Raw genomic sequence first — 18,749 nt, 5'->3', positions numbered from 1 at the left:
AGAGATCACCTTGGTAGAGTACGTAGTTTCCCTCGATAAGCTCGGCGTCCATGATGTGGAGCATGTGGGGGGCAAGAACGCATCCCTGGGCGAGATGATCAGCAACCTTGCGGGTGCTGGTGTATCGGTGCCGGGCGGCTTTGCCACTACGGCGCAGGCGTACCGCGATTTTCTCGAACAGAGTGGTCTCAACGACCGGATCCATGCCGCACTCGATGCGCTGGACGTGGATGACATCAACGCCCTGACCAAAACCGGCGCACAGATTCGCCAGTGGGTCATGGAAGCTGAATTCCCGGCGCGTCTGGATGCGGAAATCCGTACGGCCTTCGCCGAAATGGCCGCTGGCAACGACAACATGGCCGTTGCCGTGCGCTCTTCGGCCACCGCCGAAGACCTGCCGGACGCCTCGTTTGCCGGTCAGCAAGAAACCTTCCTCAACATCCGCGGCGTCGACAACGTGATCCGCGCGGCCAAGGAAGTGTTCGCCTCGCTGTTCAATGACCGCGCCATTGCCTACCGCGTGCACCAGGGCTTCGACCACAAGCTGGTGGCCCTGTCGGCCGGCGTGCAGCGCATGGTCCGCTCCGAGACCGGCACCGCCGGTGTGATGTTCACCCTCGACACCGAGTCGGGCTTCCGCGACGTGGTGTTCATCACCGGCGCCTATGGCCTGGGTGAAACCGTCGTGCAGGGTGCGGTCAACCCTGACGAGTTCTACGTACACAAGCAAACCTTGCAGGCCGGCCGCCCGGCCATTCTGCGCCGCAACTTGGGCAGCAAGGCGATCAAGATGATCTACGGCGACGAGGCCAAGGCCGGTCGTTCGGTCAAGACCGTCGAAGTCGACCGCGCCGAACGCGCCCGCTTCTGCCTGAGCGACGCCGAAGTCAACGAACTGGCCAAGCAGGCCATGATCATCGAGCAGCACTATCAGCGCCCGATGGACATCGAGTGGGCCAAAGACGGTGACGACGGCAAGCTGTACATCGTTCAGGCCCGCCCTGAAACCGTAAAAAGCCGTTCCAGCGCCAATGTCATGGAACGCTACCTGCTCAAAGAGAAAGGCACCGTACTGGTCGAAGGCCGCGCCATCGGCCAGCGCATCGGCGCCGGCAAGGTCCGCGTGATCAACGACGTGTCGGAAATGGACAAGGTCCAGCCGGGCGACGTGCTGGTCTCCGACATGACCGACCCGGACTGGGAACCGGTCATGAAGCGCGCCAGCGCCATCGTCACCAACCGTGGCGGGCGTACCTGCCACGCGGCGATCATTGCCCGTGAGCTGGGTATTCCGGCCGTTGTCGGTTGCGGCAACGCCACCCAACTGCTCAAGGACGGCCAGGGCGTGACGGTCTCCTGCGCCGAAGGCGATACTGGCTTCATCTTCGAAGGCGAACTGGGCTTTGACATCAAGCAGAACTCGGTCGACGCCATGCCGGACCTGCCGTTCAAGATCATGATGAACGTCGGCAACCCGGACCGTGCCTTCGACTTCGCCCAGCTGCCCAACGCCGGTGTCGGCCTGGCGCGCCTGGAGTTCATCATCAACCGCATGATCGGCGTGCACCCCAAGGCGCTGCTGAACTATGCCGGCCTGCCGGCAGAGCTCAAGGACAGCGTCGACAAGCGCATCGCCGGTTACGACGACCCGGTCGGCTTCTATGTCGAGAAGCTGGTCGAAGGCATCAGCACCCTGGCGGCAGCCTTCTACCCGAAAAAGGTCATCGTGCGCCTGTCGGACTTCAAGTCCAACGAATACGCCAACCTGATCGGCGGCAAGCTGTACGAGCCGGAAGAAGAAAACCCGATGCTGGGCTTCCGTGGCGCTTCGCGTTACATCAGCGAATCGTTCCGTGACTGCTTCGAGCTCGAATGCCGTGCGCTTAAGCGCGTGCGCAACGAAATGGGCCTTACCAACGTTGAAATCATGGTGCCGTTCGTGCGCACCTTGGGCGAAGCCAGCCAGGTCATCGACCTGTTGGCCGAAAACGGCCTGGCCCGTGGCGACAATGGCCTGCGCGTGATCATGATGTGCGAGCTGCCGTCCAACGCGATTCTGGCCGAAGAGTTCCTGGAATACTTCGACGGCTTCTCGATCGGCTCCAACGACCTGACCCAGCTGACCCTGGGCCTGGACCGTGACTCGGGTATCATTGCGCACCTGTTCGATGAGCGTAACCCTGCCGTCAAGAAGCTGCTGGCCAACGCCATCCAGGCGTGCAACAAGGCCGGCAAGTACATCGGCATCTGCGGCCAGGGCCCATCGGACCACCCAGACCTGGCCAAATGGCTGATGGAGCAGGGCATCGAAAGCGTGTCGCTGAACCCGGACTCGGTGCTCGAGACCTGGTTCTTCCTGGCCGAGGGCCAGGGCGCAGCCTGATGCAGTGAATTGCGGGGGCGCGTCTGGCGCGCTCCCGCCTGGTTTTATCCAGGGCGAGTTCCAGTAATGGTTCCCGCCCTTTTTTGTGCACCAAGCAACCTTATGCATAGCAGCAGCACTTTATTTCCCGTGGCCTTGCTCAGCGCAGAGCGCCGAGGCGACTTGAGCGAGGACGTGTACCGGATCAAGGCTGGCAACAGCCCCGACCCGAGCGTCGAGCTGGCCGTGACCCGCCTTGGGTTGGCCGACCAGCCAGGCGCCCAGGGCGTACCGGTCATTCTCTTGCACGGCAGTTTCTCCAACCGCCGTTACTGGTATTCGCCCAAAGGCATCGGCCTGGGCGCGTTTCTCGCCCGCGCAGGTTTTGATGTGTGGATCCCAGAAATGCGTGGCCATGGCCTGTCGCCGCGCAATCGCCAGTGGCAGCACAACCGTGTCGCCGACTATGCCCGCGATGACTTGCCCTTGATTGCTGCATTCGTTCAGGAGCAGGCCGGCCAGGCGCCGCACTGGGTTGGCCATTCCCTGGGCGGTACCACCCTGGCCGCCGCACTGGGTGGCGGGTATTTGCCACCTGAGCAAGTTGCCAGCGCGGCGTTCTTCGGCACCCAGGTCAGCCGCGTGTACTGGCCCTTGAAAGTGCCGCCGGTAGTATGGGGGGCGAAGTTTTTGCTCAAGCGCTGGCGGCAGATTCCGGGGCAGCGCTTAAAGCGTGGCCCGGAGGACGAGCCGATCGGCCTGGCCCTCGAAAGCATGCGCTGGCATGGCCTGTTCGGGCGCTTTGGCGACAAGGACAATGACTGGTGGGCCGGGCTTGCACGGGTCGATGTGCCGGTGCTGGCCGTGGCCGGCGCGGGCGACTTCCAGGACCCTGTATGGGCTTGCCGCAAGCTGTTCGAGCAGTTGGGCGGGGCGCGTAAACAGTTTCTGAGGCTGGGGCGCGAGGAAGGCTTCGAGGCGTTCGGGCATGTCGACATGCTGGTCAGCAAGGCGGCCCAGGCTCAGGTCTGGCCGTTGGTGGAGCGCTGGTTGAGGGACCCCTTGGTGCCCGTGCATGCTTCGATTGTGATGGCGGAGCCTGTGTTGGCCAGCTGATTCTGTGCAGCCTTTACTGGCCCTTTCGCGGGCAAGCCCGCTCCCACAGGATCACCGCAGCTCCTAGGCCAGTGGTATTCCTGTAGCGCGGGCTTGCCCGCGAAAGGGCCAGTACAGGCAAAAGCTGACCACTCAGTCCTGGATGACTCCCACAGGTGCCACACTGCCCTTGAGAGCAGTGAGGTACCTGTGGGAGCGGGCTTGCCCGCGAAAGGGCCGGTACAGGCACAAGCTGACCACTCAGTCCTGGATGACTGCGACAGCCTCTCCGGTGTAGCCTTGGCCCACACCCGCTTTCGTTGTGACTGACAGGAGCTTCCCATGCAGCATTACGTAACGCCCGACCTCTGCGACGCCTACCCTGACCTGGTCCAGGTGCTCGAACCCATGTTCAGCAACTTCGGCGGCCGCGATTCGTTCGGCGGCCAAATCGTCACCCTCAAATGCTTCGAAGACAACTCGCTGGTCAAGGAGCAGGTCGATCTCGACGGCAAGGGCAAGGTGCTGGTGGTCGACGGCGGCGGTTCGCTGCGCTGTGCGCTGCTGGGCGACATGCTGGCCGAGAAGGCTGCCAAAAATGGCTGGGAAGGCTTGGTGATCTACGGCTGCGTACGCGACGTGGACATCCTGATCCAGACCGACGTCGGCGTGCAGGCCCTGGCCAGCCACCCGAAGAAGAGCAACAAGCGCGGCATCGGCGAGCTCGACGTGCCAGTGACCTTCGCCGGCGTGACCTTCCGCTCGGGTGAATACGTATATGCCGACAACAATGGCGTGCTGGTCTCGCCAAGCCCGCTGAAAATGCCGGAGTGATGCGCCGCACGCGCTGATGGAGCTTTGATGTTCGAGGAAGACAACGCGCAGTGGGGGCTGGTGCATGCCCTGGTGCTCGATGGCAAAGGCGGCGCGCGCTCGATTGCCCGTACCGAACTGGACGACCTGCAACTGCACCCCCAGGAAAGCCTCTGGCTGCACTGGGACCGCAGCCACCCGCAAACCCGTACCTGGCTGCTGCGCGACAGCGGCCTGAGCGAGTTTGCCTGCGATTTGCTGCTGGAAGAAAACACCCGGCCGCGCTTGCTGCCGCTGGTGGATGAACAGTTGTTGCTGTTTTTGCGCGGGGTCAACCTTAACCCGGGCGCCGAGCCTGAAGACATGGTTTCGGTACGCATTTTCGCCGAGGCGCAGCGGGTCATCTCGCTACGCCTGCGGCCGCTGCGGGCCAGCGATGAGATTCTGCAGTTGCTCAGCGAGGGCAGGGGGCCGAAGTCGGCTTCCGAGTTGTTGCTGTTGATGGGAGAACTGCTGACCGAAAAGGTCCAGGGCCTGGTCAGCGACCTGTCCGAATTGGTTGATCTCGAAGAAGAAAAGGTCGAATCCGACGAACGGTACACTCCAGAGCAGGGCAGCCTGCAGCAGATCCGCCGTCGGGCCGCTGGCCTGCGGCGTTTTCTGGCGCCGCAGCGTGAAATCTACGCCCAGCTGTCACGCAGCAAGTGGAGCTGGTTCGCCGATGCCGATGCCGACTACTGGAACGAGTTGAACAACAGCCTGATCCGCTACCTCGAAGAGCTCGAGCTGACCCGCGAGCGGGCCGCGCTGGTGCTTGAGAGCGAGGACCGGCGCCGCAGCGAGCGGATGAACCGGACCATGTACCGCTTCGGCATCATCACCTGTATTTTCCTGCCCATGAGCTTCGTCACCGGGCTGCTCGGCATCAACGTCGGCGGTATTCCGGGGTCGAACAGCCCGTATGGCTTCCTGTTCGCCAGCCTGCTGGTGCTGGGCTTGGCGGTGGGGCAGTGGTGGCTGTTCCGGCGGTTGCGGTGGGTGTGAATGGCTATTGACCTGTACTGGCCTCTTCGCGGGCATTGCACTGATTTATCTTGCAGCGCGATCCCTGTGGGAGCGGGCTTGCCCGCGAAGAATCCAACGCGTGTTCATTTTGAAACATTCGTCCCAAGGCGATGTGTGACCCATCGCTGTGCCATCTCGTCTCTTGCTGATACTGCGCGAGGTGCCCATGCACGATCCGTTTGAAGAATCCCTGCGCGACCTGCTCAAGGCGTCACCGTCCGGCCAGGACCGAGATGACGCCGCCTGCTTGGGTCGTGTGCTGAAAACCGCCAACCGCCAGGTCGGTGCGGGTGATCTGTTCAGCCTGCTTGGCCGTTGGAGCCAGGCGCTGCTGATTGCCGTCAACAATGGCTCGGCGCATGTTGCGCCCGTGCGTAGAAACTCTACCCGCAACGCTGCCAGCGGCAGCAAAGCAGATAAGGCCGATTGAATATGGAACTGGATCTCTGGACCCAAAGCCTGGTCACTGCCATGACGGCCCTTTGGACCAAGGTGGCGAACTTCATCCCTAACCTGTTCGGCGCGCTGGTGGTGGTGCTGCTCGGTTTCGTGGTGGCCAAGCTGCTCGATGCGCTGCTCTCCAAATTGCTCGCCAAGCTTGGCTTGGACCGCCTGATGGCCGGTACCGGGCTGACCAAGATGTTGAGCCGGGGTGGCATCCAGGTGCCGATATCGACCCTGATCGGCAAGATCGTCTACTGGTTCGTGTTGCTGATCTTCCTCGTTTCGGCCGCTGAATCGCTGGGCCTTGAGCGGGTGTCGGCGACCCTCGACATGCTCGCCCTGTACCTGCCTAAAGTGTTCGGCGCGGCGCTGGTGCTGCTGGCCGGCGTGCTGCTGGCGCAGGTGGCTAATGGCCTGGTGCGCGGTGCAGCCGAAGGCATTGGCCTTGAGTATTCCGCCGGTATTGGGCGTATCACCCAAGGCCTGGTGATCATCATCAGCATCTCGGTGGCCATCAGCCAGCTCGAGGTCAAGACCGACCTTCTGAACCACGTGATCGTCATCGGGCTGATTACCGTTGGTCTGGCCGTTGCCTTGGCCATGGGCCTCGGCAGCCGCGAAATCGCTGGGCAAATTCTGGCCGGCATCTACGTGCGCGAGCTGTACCAAGTCGGCCAGCAGGTGCGGATTGGAGAGGTCGAAGGGCATATCGAGGAAATCGGCACGGTGAAGACGACGCTGTTGACCGATGATGGCGAACTGGTGTCGCTGTCTAACCGCGTGTTGCTTGAGCAGCGTGTCAATAGCCGCTAACCGCACAAAAGCTGTTAATGTATGCCGCCGCGAAATCGACCCCACGGGGTCGAGCGGCGACATTGACCTGACTGTCGGCCAGATCCGTTTTGAATAAAGTTCATTCGCCGCCCATGCGTTATGACCCCCGCGAGCTCACCGACGAAGAGTTGGTGGCGCGTTCGCATGAGGAGCTGTACCACGTTACCCGCGCCTATGAGGAGCTCATGCGGCGCTACCAGCGGACCCTGTTCAACGTCTGTGCACGTTATTTGGGGAACGACCGGGATGCCGACGATGTCTGTCAGGAAGTGATGCTGAAAGTGCTGTACGGGCTGAAGAACTTCGAAGGTAAATCGAAGTTCAAAACCTGGCTCTATAGCATCACCTACAACGAGTGCATTACCCAGTACCGCAAGGAGCGACGCAAACGTCGGTTGATGGATGCCTTGAGTCTGGACCCTATTGAAGAGGCGTCCGAAGACAAGGCACCCAAACCCGAAGAAAAAGGCGGGCTGGACAAATGGCTCGTGCATGTGAACCCGATCGATCGGGAAATCCTGGTGCTGCGATTTGTCGCAGAGCTGGAATTTCAGGAAATCGCGGATATCATGCACATGGGCCTGAGCGCGACGAAAATGCGTTACAAGCGCGCGCTAGACAAGCTTCGAGAGAAATTTCACGGGCTGGATGAAACTTAAGCGCGTGCAATAATCTCTAACGAATCGGCGAGTTCTGCTAGACTAGCCGTCGAGTTGTCCCCCTTGTTGTTGGTGGGACTGCTTAACTATCACCAGATGGGGATTTAACGGATGAAATTGAAAAACACCTTGGGCTTGGCCATTGGCTCGCTCGTAGCCGCTACTTCGTTCGGCGTTCTGGCTCAAGGCCAAGGCGCAGTCGAAATCGAAGGTAACGTTACCAAGCAGTACTACGACAGCGAGCGTAACTTCAAGAATGACGGCACCAATCCTGGTGTTCGCCTCGGTTACTTCCTGACCGACGACGTCTCCCTGGACCTGGGCTACAACGAGACTCACAACGCTCGTGGTGAAGTCTTCAACAAAGACATCAAAGGTTCGAAAGCCAAGCTCGACGCTACCTACCACTTCGGTACCGTAGGCGATGCTCTGCGTCCGTACGTTTCCGCTGGTTTCGCTCACGAGAGCCTGGGCCAAGCTACCCGTAGCGGCCGCGACCACTCCACCTTCGCCAACGTTGGCGCTGGCGCCAAGTGGTACATCACCGACATGTTCTTCGCCCGTGCTGGCGTTGAAGCCATGTACAACATCGACAACGGCAACACCGAGTGGGGCCCATCCGTTGGTGTTGGTCTGAACTTCGGTGGCAGCGGTGGCAAAGTTGCTCCAGCTCCGGCTCCAGTAGCTGAAGTCTGCTCCGACAGCGACAACGACGGCGTGTGCGACAACGTCGACAAGTGCCCAGACACCCCGGCCAACGTTACCGTTGACGCCGACGGCTGCCCGGCTGTTGCCGAAGTCGTTCGTGTTGAGCTGGACGTCAAGTTCGACTTCGACAAGTCGGTCGTCAAGCCAAACAGCTACGGCGACATCAAGAACCTGGCTGACTTCATGAAGCAGTACCCACAAACCACCACCGTGGTTGAAGGTCACACTGACTCCGTAGGTCCAGACGCTTACAACCAGAAGCTGTCCGAGCGTCGTGCCAACGCTGTCAAGCAAGTCCTGACCCAGCAGTACGGCGTAGAATCGAGCCGTGTTGACTCGGTTGGCTACGGTGAGACCCGTCCGGTTGCTGACAACGCCACCGAAGAAGGTCGCGCTGTTAACCGTCGCGTTGAAGCGCAAGTAGAAGCCCAAGCCAAGTAATTGGTTCGATGCTTCATGAAAAACCCGGCCTCGGCCGGGTTTTTCTTTGCCTGCGATTTCATGGGTGCTGGCTTGCCAGCGAAGAGGCCAGCACAAGCAACACGCCGCTAGCCAGCGGCTGACCATTCCATCAGCTGTCCCTGAGCAACCCCAACCACCTCGCCAATCACCAGTATCGCCGGGCTGCAGAGCCCGAACGCCCGCGCATCGTCAACCATCCCCTGCACATCACTGCGGCACTCACGCTGCTGCGGCAATGACGCATTCTCGATCATCGCCACCGGCATATGGGGCGCCATGCCACCGTGCAGCAGCCCTTGGCGAATCTGCTCCAGCCGCGCTACACCCATGTACACCACCAGCGTCGTGCCACCCTGCGCCAGCGCCGCCCAGTTCAGGTCGCTGTCATCCTGGGTATGTGCGGTTACCAGCGTCACACCGCGGCTCACCCCGCGTGAGGTCAGTGATATGCCGCATTGCGTCGCCCCCGCCAAGCCTGCCGTGATGCCGTTGACCAGCTCGACCTCGATGCCATGGCCTTGCAACCAGGCGGCTTCTTCGCCACCCCGGCCGAAGATGCACGGGTCGCCGCCTTTGAGCCGTACCACACAGCGCCCCTGGCGCGCATGGCGCAACATCAGGCGCTGGATAAAGGCCTGCGGCGTGGAGCGGCAGCCACCGCGCTTGCCCACGGCAATCACCCGTGCCTGTGGGCAATGCTCCAGCACGGCGGGGTTCACCAGGTCGTCGATCATCACCACCTGGGCGTGCTGCAGTGCACGCACGGCCTTGAGGGTCAGCAGTTCGGGGTCACCAGGGCCAGCACCGACCAGCCAGACTTTTGCATTCATCAACGTTTCCTCATCGGCAAGGCGGCTCAGCCCTTGAGCAGGGTGAGCAGCAGTATCAGGTTACACAGCAGGGACAGCAGGGCCAGGGTGCGCCAGACTTTCAGCGGTTCGCGCTCCAGCAACGGCCGGGCGCGATTGGGGGCATCCTGGCGGTCGCCGCGTTCGAGCAGCAGCAACCAGTGTTCAGCGGTTTCAAAGCGGTGCGTCGGGTCGGCCGCCACCGCTTGCAGCAGGTTGTGCTGCAACCATTCCGGCAGGTCAGGGCGATAGCGCGAGGCATTGACCGGCTGGCCGAAGCGGGGCCGCTGGAACGGCTCCACTTCGCCATAGGGGTAGTGCCCGGTCAGCAGGTGGTAGAGCGTCACGCCGGCGGCATAGAGGTCTTGCCGCGGGCCGGGGGGCTGGCCTTCGAAGGCTTCCGGGGCGATGAAGGAGGGCGTGCCGGGCAGCTCGTGCTGCGGGTCTTCGGACAGGCCAGGGCAGTAGGCCAAACCGAAGTCCAGCAGGCGCAGTTGGCCATCGGCGCCCAGGTGCAGGTTTTCTGGTTTGATGTCGCGGTGCAGCAAGTTGCGCCGATGCAGCACGCCGACGGCTTGCAGCAGTTGACGGGCCATTTCCAGCCACTGCGCCAGCGGCAGCGGCCCGTGCTGGTTGAGCAGCGCCGAAAGGCTTTGGCCGGGGTATTCGCGCATCACGTAGTACAGGTGCTGGCGCTGGCTGGCGACGTGCAGTTCTGGGAAGTGCCGCCCGGCCACCCGGCGCAGGAACCACTCTTCCATCAGCAGCCCTTGCGCTGCCCCAGGCTCCTGTTCGCGGGCAGCGGGCAGGGTCTTGAGCAGCCATGCGTGGCCGTGGCCGTCACGTGCCCGGTACAGCAGGGATTGGCGGCTGTGCGAGAGCAGCGTCTCGATCTGCCAGCCATCGATCACCTGGCCTTCGCGAAGGGGGCCGGGCACAGGCCACTGCTGCAGCTGTGCCAAGGTATCGCCCAGGTTGGTCGGCCCCAGTTGTTCAACCTGCACCAACAAGGCGCTGGCGTTGTCCTGGCTGCCATTGAGGTGGGCGCTGGCAACCAGAGTGTCGGCCGCCTGTTGCAGGTCGGGCTGCTCGCGCAAGACCGACTGGATGTGCTGGTCACCCAGGCTGGCCCAGACCCCATCGCTCAAGAGCACGAAGCACTCGCCTGCCTGCAGTTCGCCTTCCAGGTAATCGACCAACAGGTGCTGGTCCAGCCCTAGTGCGCGTTTGAGCACATGCTGCATGCCCGGTTGATCCCACACGTGGTCTTCGCTCAGGCACTGCAGGCGGCCGTGGTGCCAGCGGTAGACGCGGCAGTCGCCGACATGCGCCAGGGTAAAGCGCCGACCGCGCAGCACCAGTGCGCTGAGGGTGGTCAACAGCGGCTGGCCGCTGCCCTGGGCGCGCAGCCAGCGGTTCTGCGCCAGCAGCAGGCGGTCCAGCGCCTGTGCCACGCTCCAGGTGGCGGGGGTGGCGTAGTAGTCCAGTGCCAGCGCCTGCAGGCTGGCCCGAGCGGCCAGGCCGCCATCGGCGCATTGGCTGACACCGTCGGCGAGGGCGAACAGGTAGCCCTTGCTGGCGGCCAGCTCTGGCGCCGGGGTGACCAGGCGCAGGGCATCCTGGTTTTCCGCGCGGGGGCCGGTGGCGCTGGCGTGGGCAAAGCTCAGTTGCAGGCTCATGGGGGCGCCTCAGACCCGCGCCGCGGTCACGGCAGCCGAGCCCCAGGTGGTGCGCCAGCGCTGTTTGACGCCATGCAGGCCGAACCAGGCCAGCAAGCCCAGGCTGGCGAACAGCCACAGCCCCAATTGATAGTCGCCGGTGTGTTGCTTGATGGTGCCAAGGCCCGCGGCCAGCAGGAAGCCGCCGATGCCACCGGCCATGCCGATCAGCCCGGTCATTACCCCGATTTCCTGGCGGAAACGTTGTGGCACCAACTGGAACACGGCGCCATTGCCAGCGCCCAGGCCGAGCATGGCGCTGACGAACAGCGCCAGCGCCGCCGCCGCGCTGGGCAAGTTGAAGCCTACGGCCGCGATGCAGATGGCGGCCACGCTGTACATGCCCAACAGGGTGCGAATGCCGCCAAAGCGATCGGCCAGAGCGCCGCCGAGCGGGCGCATCAGGCTACCGGCAAACACGCAGGCGGCTGTGTAGTAGCCGGCGGTAACCGGGCTTAGGCCATACTGGTCGCTGAAGTAGCCGGGCAGGGCACTGGCCAGGCCGATAAAGCCGCCGAAGGTAACGCTGTAGAAGAACATGAACCACCAGCTGTCGCGGTCACCGAGGGCCTTGAGGTAGTCGGCCATGGCTTTGCGCTTGGGCCGCTCGGGCGCGTTGCGTGCCAGCAGCGCGAACACCACCAGGGTCAGCGACAGCGGGATCAGGGCGAAGCCGAACACGTTGTTCCAGCCAAAGCCTGCAGCCAAGGCGGGTGCCAACAAAGCGGCGAACACCGTGCCGGAGTTGCCGGCCCCGGCGATGCCCATGGCCTTGCCTTGGTGCTGCGGCGGGTACCACTGCGAGGCCAGCGGCAGCGAAACCGCGAACGAGGCGCCGGCAAAGCCCAGGAACACCCCTAGCAGCAAGGCCTGCTCATAACTGTGCACGCCCAGGTACCAAGCGCCAGCCAGGGCGACGATGACGATCACCTGGCCGATCAGGCCGGCGGTCTTGGGCGAAAGGCGGTCAACCAGCAGCCCCATGGCAAAGCGCAGTATTGCGCCGGCCAGGATCGGCGTCGCCACCATCAGGCCCCGTTGCTGTGCACTCAACTGCAGGTCGGCAGCGATTTGCACCGCCAGCGGGCCGAGCAGGTACCAGACCATGAAGCTCAGGTCGAAATACAGGAACGCGGCGAACAGCGTGGGCACATGCCCGGATTTCCAGAAGCTGGTACTCATTGAACACCTCACTTGGCAACGCAACGGAACGAAAAAGACGCCGCTACCCGGTCCACGGTTGTGGAAGGGTGAGCGACGTCTTTGTCGGGATTTAAGTGGGGCAACCGCCGTTGGCTACCGGTGATGTTTGTTCAGCAAGAGATGGGCCAAGAATTGGCTGGGACTGTCTTTAGATTTTTGGCGCCTGTCAGATCGAGCGCCGCCCGCGCGGCGCATCGCGAGCTTTGCTCGCTCCTACGTTTGTTTTTGGCCAGTAACACCTGTTATGGACGCACGCGACCCCTCGTTTTTACGACGCGATATCGCGTAATGCGCCAAGGCGTTCGCGCGCAAATGGCGCAGGAATAATTGGCCCGAAACAAACGTAGGAGCGAGCAAAGCTCGCGATGCGCCGCGCGGGCGGCGCTCGATCTGACAGGCGCCAAAAATCTCATGGCGAGCACATCAACCCAGCATCTCGTGCATGGCGATGATCTGCTCGGCCACCTGAATCAGCTTCTGCTGGCGGCTCATGGCCTGGCGGCGCATCAGGGTGTAGGCCTGCTCTTCGTTGCAGTCTTTCATCTTCATCAGCAGGCCCTTGGCCTGTTCGATCCGCTTGCGTTCGGCCAGTTGCTGGTCACGCGCCAGCAACTGCGCCCTAAGGGCCTGGTCGCTCTCGAAGCGGGCCATGGCCACATCCAGAATCGGCTGCAAGCGCGCAGCATGAATGCCCTCGACGATATAGGCGCTGACCCCCGCCTGGATCGCCTGGCGCATCACGCCGGGGTCATGCTCGTCGGTAAACAGTACGATAGGCCGCGGTCGGTCGCGGCTGACCAGTACCACGTGTTCCATCACGTCGCGGTCCGGTGAGTCGGTATCGATCAACACGACGTCCGGATGCACCGTTTCGACGCAGGCGGGCAAATCGATGGTCAGACCAGGGGCTTCGATCACGTCGAAACCGGCCTCGCTCAAGGCGGCCTTGAGCCGGCCCAGTTTGTTTTGAGTGTCGTCGATCAGCAGGATACGCAGCATGTTCATCCCCCTCACAGGCCAACGCGGGCTTCGGGTGTGTCGCCCAAGGCGTGCAGGCTGAAGCTGCGGGCATAGCCGTAGGGGTCACTGCCGTCCCAACGGGTGCCGTCGATCAGCAGGCTGCTTCGCATCGGTTGCTCAAGGCACGCTATGCCTAGGGCGTCTGCCGCTTCGTGGTAAAGCGCCAGTTGCTGGACCTGGCTGGCCACGACGAGGTAGTCGGGGTCGTCTCGCAATAGTCCCCAGCGGCGGAACTGGGTCATGAACCACATGCCGTCGGACAAATACGGCAGGTTGGCCCGGCCCTGGTCGAACAGGCGCAAAGCGTGGGGGTCTTGCCACTGGTTGCCCAGCCCGTCTTGGTAGTCACCCAGCAGGCGGGGCTCGATAGTGCTCGTCGGCGTGTCCAGGTAAGCACTGCCGCTGAGCAACTGCGCGGTGCTGCGGCGGTTCTCGGGGCTTTGCTCGATGAAGCGGCTGGCTGCGAGGATCGCCTTGATCAGGGCGCGGGCGCTGTTGGGGTACTGCTCGGCGAAGGCGCGGGCGCAAGCGAGCACCTTTTCCGGGTGGTCTGGCCAGATCGACTGGCTGGTTGCCAGGGTAAAGCCCTGGCCCTTGGCGACGGCATCCGCCGCCCAAGGTTCGCCTGCACAAAACCCGTCGATGCGGCCAGCCTGGATATGCGCGGCCATCTGCGCGGGCGGCACCACCACGCTGTCGACATCGCGCAGCGGGTGGATGCCCTGGCTCGCCAGCCAGTAGTACAACCACATGGCGTGGGTGCCGGTGGGGAAGGTCTGGGCAAAGGTCAGGCGTGCACCCTGCTGGTGCACCAGGCGCGCCAATGCCTCAGGGCTGGTCACGCCTTTGCGTTGCAAAGCCGGGGACAGGTTGATGGCCTGGGCATTCTGGTTCAGCCCCATGAGTACAGCCATGTCGCTGGCAGGCACACCGCCAATGCCCAGGTGCACGGCATAGGCCAGGCCATACAGGCAGTGCGCGGCATCCAGTTCGCCGCTGACCAGTTTGTCGCGCAGCCCCGCCCAAGAGCCCTGGCGCTTGAGGTTGAGGGTCAGGCCGTGTTGCTGGGCAAAGCCCTGGGTGGCGGCGACCACCACCGAGGCGCAGTCGGTCAGGGCCATGAAGCCAATGTTCAGGCTGGTTTTTTCCGGTGCGTCGCTGCCGTTGACCCAGGCCAGGGGCGTTGCTCGGGGTGCTGTGTTCACAAGGATCCTCGCCCGTACTGAAAAGGCAGTGTGTGTTAAGCGAAGCAACGCATGTGCCAAGCGGCCCGAGGATTTACTGTCATGCCAGCCGTGCGCTGGCTATAATCGCCCCTTCATTCACCCCGAGCCTTGCCCGCCCATGTATACCCTGGCCCGCCAGCTGCTGTTCAAGCTTTCCCCGGAAACCTCCCACGACCTGTCCCTGGACCTGATCGGTGCCGGTGGCCGTCTCGGCCTCAACGGCATGCTGTGCAAACAGCCGGCGGCGTTGCCGGTGTCGGTCATGGGCTTGAACTTTGCCAACCCGGTGGGCCTCGCCGCTGGCCTGGACAAGAACGGCGCGGCAATCGACGGCTTCGCCCAACTGGGCTTCGGCTTCGTCGAGATCGGTACCGTCACGCCGCGCCCGCAACCCGGCAACCCGAAGCCGCGGATCTTCCGTCTGCCAGAGGCAACGGCGATCATCAACCGCATGGGCTTCAACAACCTGGGCGTCGATCACCTGCTCGAGCGCGTGCGGGCATCGCGCTACAACGGCGTACTGGGCATCAACATCGGCAAGAACTTCGACACCCCGGTCGAGCGGGCGGTCGATGATTACTTGATCTGCCTGGACAAGGTCTACACCGAAGCCACCTACATCACCGTCAATGTCAGCTCGCCGAACACACCGGGCCTGCGCAGCCTGCAGTTTGGTGACTCGCTGAAGCAGTTGCTCGATGCCTTGGCCGAGCGCCGTGAGCAGTTGGCAGTCACGCACGGCAAGCGCGTGCCTTTGGCGATCAAGATTGCCCCTGACATGAGCGACGAAGAAACCGCACTGGTGGCTGCTGCGCTGATGGAATCGGGCATGGATGCGGTGATCGCTACCAACACCACCCTGAGCCGCGAAGGCGTCGAGCACTTGCCTTATGGCGGCGAAGCCGGTGGTCTGTCGGGGGCGCCGGTGCTTGAGAAGAGCACCCACACGGTGAAGGTGTTGGCCGGTGAGCTGGGCGGCAAGCTGCCGATCATTGCGGCGGGTGGCATTACCGAGGGGCGCCACGCCGCCGAGAAAATCGCTGCGGGTGCCAGCCTGGTACAGATTTACTCGGGCTTCATTTATAAGGGGCCGGCGCTGATTCGCGAATCGGTCGATGCGATTGCCGCTCTGCCACGCGCATAAATCGCGGGCATAAAAAGGGCCCCATCAAGGGGCCCCTGGGCCTTCGCCCGCCGCCCGGATGGGGCGTGCTTGGTAAATCGAATTCAGTGTCCTCGATCAGCCAACGGCGTGATTTTCGTTGAGTCTATGGATGCCAGCGGTGCCAGTCATGCCGTCCCAGTTATCACCGCGACCTTCGCGCCAGCCGTTGATCCAGGCTTGGCGAACAGAAGGAAGATTGAAAGGGCAAAGTTCGCGGGATTTGCCGGTGACCCCGTATTGGTAGCCACGTGAATATGCTCTTTCCAACGGATCACGCTTAAGTCTTCTCATAGGGTGTTGCCCTCACTTGTTGACTGTAATGTCCCGTCGGCCTCTCCGAGGCCGGGCAGAGTCTTTCTGCCGGTTTGCGCTCGCTGCCGGCGTGGCGAGCTGAAGGTGCCGCCTCGTTGCGAAGCGGCCTGAGACCATTTCTAACGAATGCGCGTCACAGTGTGAATGATCAATTTGTCATAAGGACGTAACGTTTCTAAGGGTGAAGGGATAAGTAAATAAATGCGACTCAACCTTATTTGTCGCTGAGCCCGCAATGATTGGGGTTTGCCAATCATTGACGTCATTTCGCCAGCGTCGCTGCGCCATGACAGAATTATTTTGAAATGCGACGAAGGGTCACATCGGCCCCTGCATCGCTCGAATTTTTAATACTGCCTGATGATCTAAGCTGTCTTTGCCCCTGGTGAAGTGCTGGTCGGTCAGGCGGCCCGGTTGTTGCGCTGCACAATTGCGCGCAGGCAATGGCCACTCGGATGCCTGCTGGAAGGGTGTTCGGGCAAACATCGCGGGGCGATGCGTCGCCTCGTCAGTCAAATAGCCCAAGGCTCTGGAATACTCATGTCGGACCGTTTCGAAATTTACCTCACCTGCCCCAAAGGCCTGGAAGGCCTGCTCGCTGAAGAGGCAAAGGGCCTCGGCCTCGATGAAGTGCGTGAGCACACCTCGGCCATTCGCGGCGCCGCCGACATGGAAACCGCCTACCGCCTGTGCCTGTGGTCGCGCCTGGCGAACCGGGTGTTGCTGGTTCTCAAGCGCTTCAACATGAAGAACGCCGACGACCTCTACGACGGCGTCAACGCGGTTGACTGGGCAGACCACCTGGCGGCCGACGGCACCCTTGCGGTGGAATTCAGTGGCCATGGCTCGGGCATCGACAACACCCACTTCGGTGCGCTCAAGGTCAAGGACGCCATCGTCGACAAGCTGCGCAACCGCGAAGGCCTGCGCCCGTCGGTGGAAAAGATCGACCCCGATGTGCGCGTGCACCTGCGTCTGGACCGTGGCGAGGCGATTCTCTCGCTCGATCTGTCCGGCCACAGCCTGCACCAGCGCGGCTATCGCCTGCAGCAAGGCGCCGCGCCGCTCAAGGAAAACCTCGCGGCAGCCGTGCTGATCCGCGCCGGCTGGCCACGCATCGCTGCCGAAGGCGGCGCTCTGGCCGACCCGATGTGCGGTGTGGGTACCTTCCTGGTCGAAGCCGCCATGATCGCCGCCGACATCGCCCCTAACCTCAAGCGCGAACGCTGGGGCTTCAGCGCCTGGCTTGGCCATGTGCCGGCCCTGTGGCGCAAGGTTCACGACGAGGGGCAAGCGCGTGCGCAGGCCGGTTTGGCCAAGCCACCGCTGTGGATCCGTGGCTACGAGGCCGACCCGCGGCTGATCCAGCCGGGGCGCAACAACGTCGAGCGCGCGGGCCTGAGCGACTGGGTCAAGATCTACCAGGGCGAGGTCAGCACCTTCGAGCCGCGGCCTGACCAGAACCAGAAAGGCCTGGTGATCAGCAACCCGCCGTACGGCGAGCGTCTGGGTGACGAAGCCAGCCTGTTGTACCTCTACCAGAACCTTGGCGAGCGTCTGCGCCAGGCGTGCATGGGCTGGGAAGCCGCGGTGTTCACCGGGGCACCGGAGTTGGGCAAGCGCATGGGCATTCGCAGCCACAAGCAATACGCCTTCTGGAACGGTGCATTGCCGTGCAAGCTGCTGCTGTTCAAGGTGCAGCCTGACCAGTTCGTGACTGGCGAGCGCCGTGACGCCCAGGCTGAACCCACCGATGCCCGTCGTCAGGAGCCGCAGGCCAGCGAACCGGCGCGTTTGTCGGAAGGCGCGCAGATGTTCGCCAACCGCCTGCAGAAGAACCTCAAGCAACTGGGCAAGTGGGCCCGTCGCGAGCAGGTCGACTGCTACCGCCTGTACGATGCCGACATGCCCGAGTACGCCCTGGCAGTCGACCTTTACCACGACTGGGTGCACGTGCAGGAGTACGCTGCGCCCCGTTCGATCGACCCGGAAAAGGCCCAGGCGCGCCTGCTTGATGCACTGGCGGCGATCCCGCAGGCGTTGGGTATTTCCCCTCAGCGCGTGGTGCTCAAACGCCGTGAGCGGCAGAGCGGCACCCGCCAGTACGAGCGCCAAGCCACTGAGGGGCGCTTCCAGGAAGTCAACGAAGGCGGCGTCAAGCTGCTGGTCAACCTCACTGACTACCTCGACACCGGCTTGTTCCTCGACCATCGCCCGATGCGCATGCGCATCCAGCGCGAGGCCGCCGGCAAGCACTTCCTCAACCTGTTCTGCTACACCGCCACGGCCACCGTGCATGCGGCCAAGGGCGGTGCTCGCAGCACCACCAGCGTCGACCTGTCGAAAACCTACCTGGACTGGGCGCGGCGCAACCTTGCGCTCAATGGCTTCTCCGAGCGTAACCGCCTGGAGCAGGGCGATGTGATGGCCTGGCTGGAAGCCAACCGTGACAGCTATGACTTGATCTTCATCGACCCGCCGACCTTCTCCAACTCCAAGCGTATGGAAGGGGTGTTCGACGTTCAGCGTGACCATGTGCAACTGCTCGACCTGGCGATGGCGCGTCTGGCGCCGGGTGGCGTGTTGTATTTCTCCAACAACTTCCGCAAGTTCCAGCTCGATGAGCACCTGATGGCGCGCTACGCGGTGGAGGAAATCAGCGCCCAGACCCTGGACCCGGACTTCGCCCGCAACAACCGCATCCACCGGGCGTGGCGCCTGCAATTGCGTTGAGGCGACGAGGTACATTGCGCAGCTAGTGGCCAATAGCTATAACTGATGCCAGGGCAAGATAATCCGCAGGACGCTGACG

General features: G+C 62.8%; 16 protein-coding genes. 10 read left to right on the top strand and 6 right to left on the bottom strand.

What is annotated here, in order from left to right; all coding sequences use genetic code 11:
- Positions 1–10: 10 nt before the first annotated feature.
- The 8 genes from ppsA (at position 11) to AC5PZ0_RS14020 (ending at position 8,424) form a co-directional block, all read left to right on the top strand.
- Positions 11–2,386 carry a phosphoenolpyruvate synthase gene (gene ppsA / locus AC5PZ0_RS14055; RefSeq protein ID WP_265969985.1) on the top strand — a complete coding sequence of 792 codons (2,376 nt, stop codon included), beginning with the start codon at positions 11–13 and terminating at the stop codon, positions 2,384–2,386.
- A 102-nt stretch (positions 2,387–2,488) separates the two neighbouring features.
- On the top strand, positions 2,489–3,481 hold the full coding sequence (locus tag AC5PZ0_RS14050; RefSeq protein WP_493855214.1) for an alpha/beta fold hydrolase: 993 nt from the start codon (positions 2,489–2,491) through the stop codon (positions 3,479–3,481).
- Between the two features lie 321 nt (positions 3,482–3,802).
- A complete protein-coding gene (gene rraA, locus AC5PZ0_RS14045; protein ID WP_493855213.1) occupies positions 3,803–4,294 on the top strand; it encodes a ribonuclease E activity regulator RraA in 492 nt (163 codons plus the stop codon).
- Between the two features lie 27 nt (positions 4,295–4,321).
- On the top strand, positions 4,322–5,317 hold the full coding sequence (locus tag AC5PZ0_RS14040; protein ID WP_027596674.1) for a zinc transporter ZntB: 996 nt from the start codon (positions 4,322–4,324) through the stop codon (positions 5,315–5,317).
- A 187-nt stretch (positions 5,318–5,504) separates the two neighbouring features.
- Complete coding sequence (locus AC5PZ0_RS14035) at positions 5,505–5,768, top strand: hypothetical protein (RefSeq protein ID WP_027596673.1); 264 nt, start codon at positions 5,505–5,507, stop codon at positions 5,766–5,768.
- A 2-nt stretch (positions 5,769–5,770) separates the two neighbouring features.
- On the top strand, positions 5,771–6,595 hold the full coding sequence (locus AC5PZ0_RS14030; RefSeq protein ID WP_027596672.1) for a mechanosensitive ion channel family protein: 825 nt from the start codon (positions 5,771–5,773) through the stop codon (positions 6,593–6,595).
- A 113-nt stretch (positions 6,596–6,708) separates the two neighbouring features.
- A complete protein-coding gene (sigX, locus tag AC5PZ0_RS14025) occupies positions 6,709–7,275 on the top strand; it encodes an RNA polymerase sigma factor SigX (protein ID WP_033694384.1) in 567 nt (188 codons plus the stop codon).
- A gap of 111 nt (positions 7,276–7,386) precedes the next feature.
- Positions 7,387–8,424: an OmpA family protein gene (locus AC5PZ0_RS14020; protein ID WP_027596670.1), complete on the top strand. Its 1,038-nt coding sequence runs from the start codon at positions 7,387–7,389 to the stop codon at positions 8,422–8,424.
- A gap of 107 nt (positions 8,425–8,531) precedes the next feature.
- On the opposite strand, the gene cobA is transcribed toward AC5PZ0_RS14020, so the two are convergent.
- The 5 genes from cobA to AC5PZ0_RS13995 form a co-directional block, all read right to left on the bottom strand.
- Positions 8,532–9,275, bottom strand: coding sequence for a uroporphyrinogen-III C-methyltransferase (gene cobA / locus AC5PZ0_RS14015; RefSeq protein WP_493855212.1), 744 nt, complete (start codon positions 9,273–9,275; stop codon positions 8,532–8,534).
- A 26-nt stretch (positions 9,276–9,301) separates the two neighbouring features.
- Entirely contained in the window at positions 9,302–10,972 is a 1,671-nt protein-coding gene (locus AC5PZ0_RS14010; RefSeq protein WP_493855211.1) for a bifunctional protein-serine/threonine kinase/phosphatase, read from the bottom strand.
- Positions 10,973–10,981: 9 nt separating this feature from the next.
- Positions 10,982–12,193, bottom strand: coding sequence for a nitrate/nitrite transporter (locus AC5PZ0_RS14005; protein WP_027596667.1), 1,212 nt, complete (start codon positions 12,191–12,193; stop codon positions 10,982–10,984).
- A gap of 444 nt (positions 12,194–12,637) precedes the next feature.
- Entirely contained in the window at positions 12,638–13,213 is a 576-nt protein-coding gene (locus tag AC5PZ0_RS14000; protein ID WP_027596666.1) for an ANTAR domain-containing response regulator, read from the bottom strand.
- Positions 13,214–13,224: 11 nt separating this feature from the next.
- A complete protein-coding gene (locus AC5PZ0_RS13995; RefSeq protein WP_493855210.1) occupies positions 13,225–14,439 on the bottom strand; it encodes a CmpA/NrtA family ABC transporter substrate-binding protein in 1,215 nt (404 codons plus the stop codon).
- Between the two features lie 139 nt (positions 14,440–14,578).
- Between AC5PZ0_RS13995 and AC5PZ0_RS13990 the strand changes: the two genes are divergently transcribed.
- Positions 14,579–15,604, top strand: a complete 1,026-nt coding sequence (locus tag AC5PZ0_RS13990; protein WP_027596664.1) for a quinone-dependent dihydroorotate dehydrogenase — start codon at positions 14,579–14,581, stop codon at positions 15,602–15,604.
- 96 nt (positions 15,605–15,700) lie between these two features.
- Here the strand turns inward: AC5PZ0_RS13990 and rmf are convergent, their stop codons facing one another.
- Positions 15,701–15,916, bottom strand: coding sequence for a ribosome modulation factor (rmf, locus tag AC5PZ0_RS13985; protein ID WP_003248687.1), 216 nt, complete (start codon positions 15,914–15,916; stop codon positions 15,701–15,703).
- Positions 15,917–16,477: 561 nt separating this feature from the next.
- On the opposite strand from rmf, the gene rlmKL reads away from it, so the two are divergent.
- Entirely contained in the window at positions 16,478–18,670 is a 2,193-nt protein-coding gene (gene rlmKL, locus AC5PZ0_RS13980) for a bifunctional 23S rRNA (guanine(2069)-N(7))-methyltransferase RlmK/23S rRNA (guanine(2445)-N(2))-methyltransferase RlmL (protein WP_099430058.1), read from the top strand.
- The last annotated feature ends 79 nt before the right edge of the window (positions 18,671–18,749 follow it).

The sequence above is a fragment of the Pseudomonas sp. 5.2 genome (assembly GCF_059025405.1).
The sequence above is the reverse complement of the archived record's forward strand: the minus strand, read 5'-3'. Positions and strand labels throughout refer to the sequence as shown.

Coding starts and splice junctions, on each gene's coding strand:
- rlmKL (WP_099430058.1), top strand. CDS start 16,478: ATGTCGGACCGTTTCGAAATTTACCTCACCTGCCCCAAAGGCCTGGAA.
- AC5PZ0_RS14035 (WP_027596673.1), top strand. CDS start 5,505: ATGCACGATCCGTTTGAAGAATCCCTGCGCGACCTGCTCAAGGCGTCA.
- rraA (WP_493855213.1), top strand. CDS start 3,803: ATGCAGCATTACGTAACGCCCGACCTCTGCGACGCCTACCCTGACCTG.
- AC5PZ0_RS14005 (WP_027596667.1), bottom strand. CDS start 12,193: ATGAGTACCAGCTTCTGGAAATCCGGGCATGTGCCCACGCTGTTCGCC.
- AC5PZ0_RS14010 (WP_493855211.1), bottom strand. CDS start 10,972: ATGAGCCTGCAACTGAGCTTTGCCCACGCCAGCGCCACCGGCCCCCGC.
- AC5PZ0_RS13990 (WP_027596664.1), top strand. CDS start 14,579: ATGTATACCCTGGCCCGCCAGCTGCTGTTCAAGCTTTCCCCGGAAACC.
- AC5PZ0_RS14040 (WP_027596674.1), top strand. CDS start 4,322: ATGTTCGAGGAAGACAACGCGCAGTGGGGGCTGGTGCATGCCCTGGTG.
- AC5PZ0_RS14020 (WP_027596670.1), top strand. CDS start 7,387: ATGAAATTGAAAAACACCTTGGGCTTGGCCATTGGCTCGCTCGTAGCC.
- sigX (WP_033694384.1), top strand. CDS start 6,709: ATGCGTTATGACCCCCGCGAGCTCACCGACGAAGAGTTGGTGGCGCGT.
- rmf (WP_003248687.1), bottom strand. CDS start 15,916: ATGAGAAGACTTAAGCGTGATCCGTTGGAAAGAGCATATTCACGTGGC.
- AC5PZ0_RS14050 (WP_493855214.1), top strand. CDS start 2,489: ATGCATAGCAGCAGCACTTTATTTCCCGTGGCCTTGCTCAGCGCAGAG.
- AC5PZ0_RS14030 (WP_027596672.1), top strand. CDS start 5,771: ATGGAACTGGATCTCTGGACCCAAAGCCTGGTCACTGCCATGACGGCC.
- AC5PZ0_RS14000 (WP_027596666.1), bottom strand. CDS start 13,213: ATGCTGCGTATCCTGCTGATCGACGACACTCAAAACAAACTGGGCCGG.
- cobA (WP_493855212.1), bottom strand. CDS start 9,275: ATGAATGCAAAAGTCTGGCTGGTCGGTGCTGGCCCTGGTGACCCCGAA.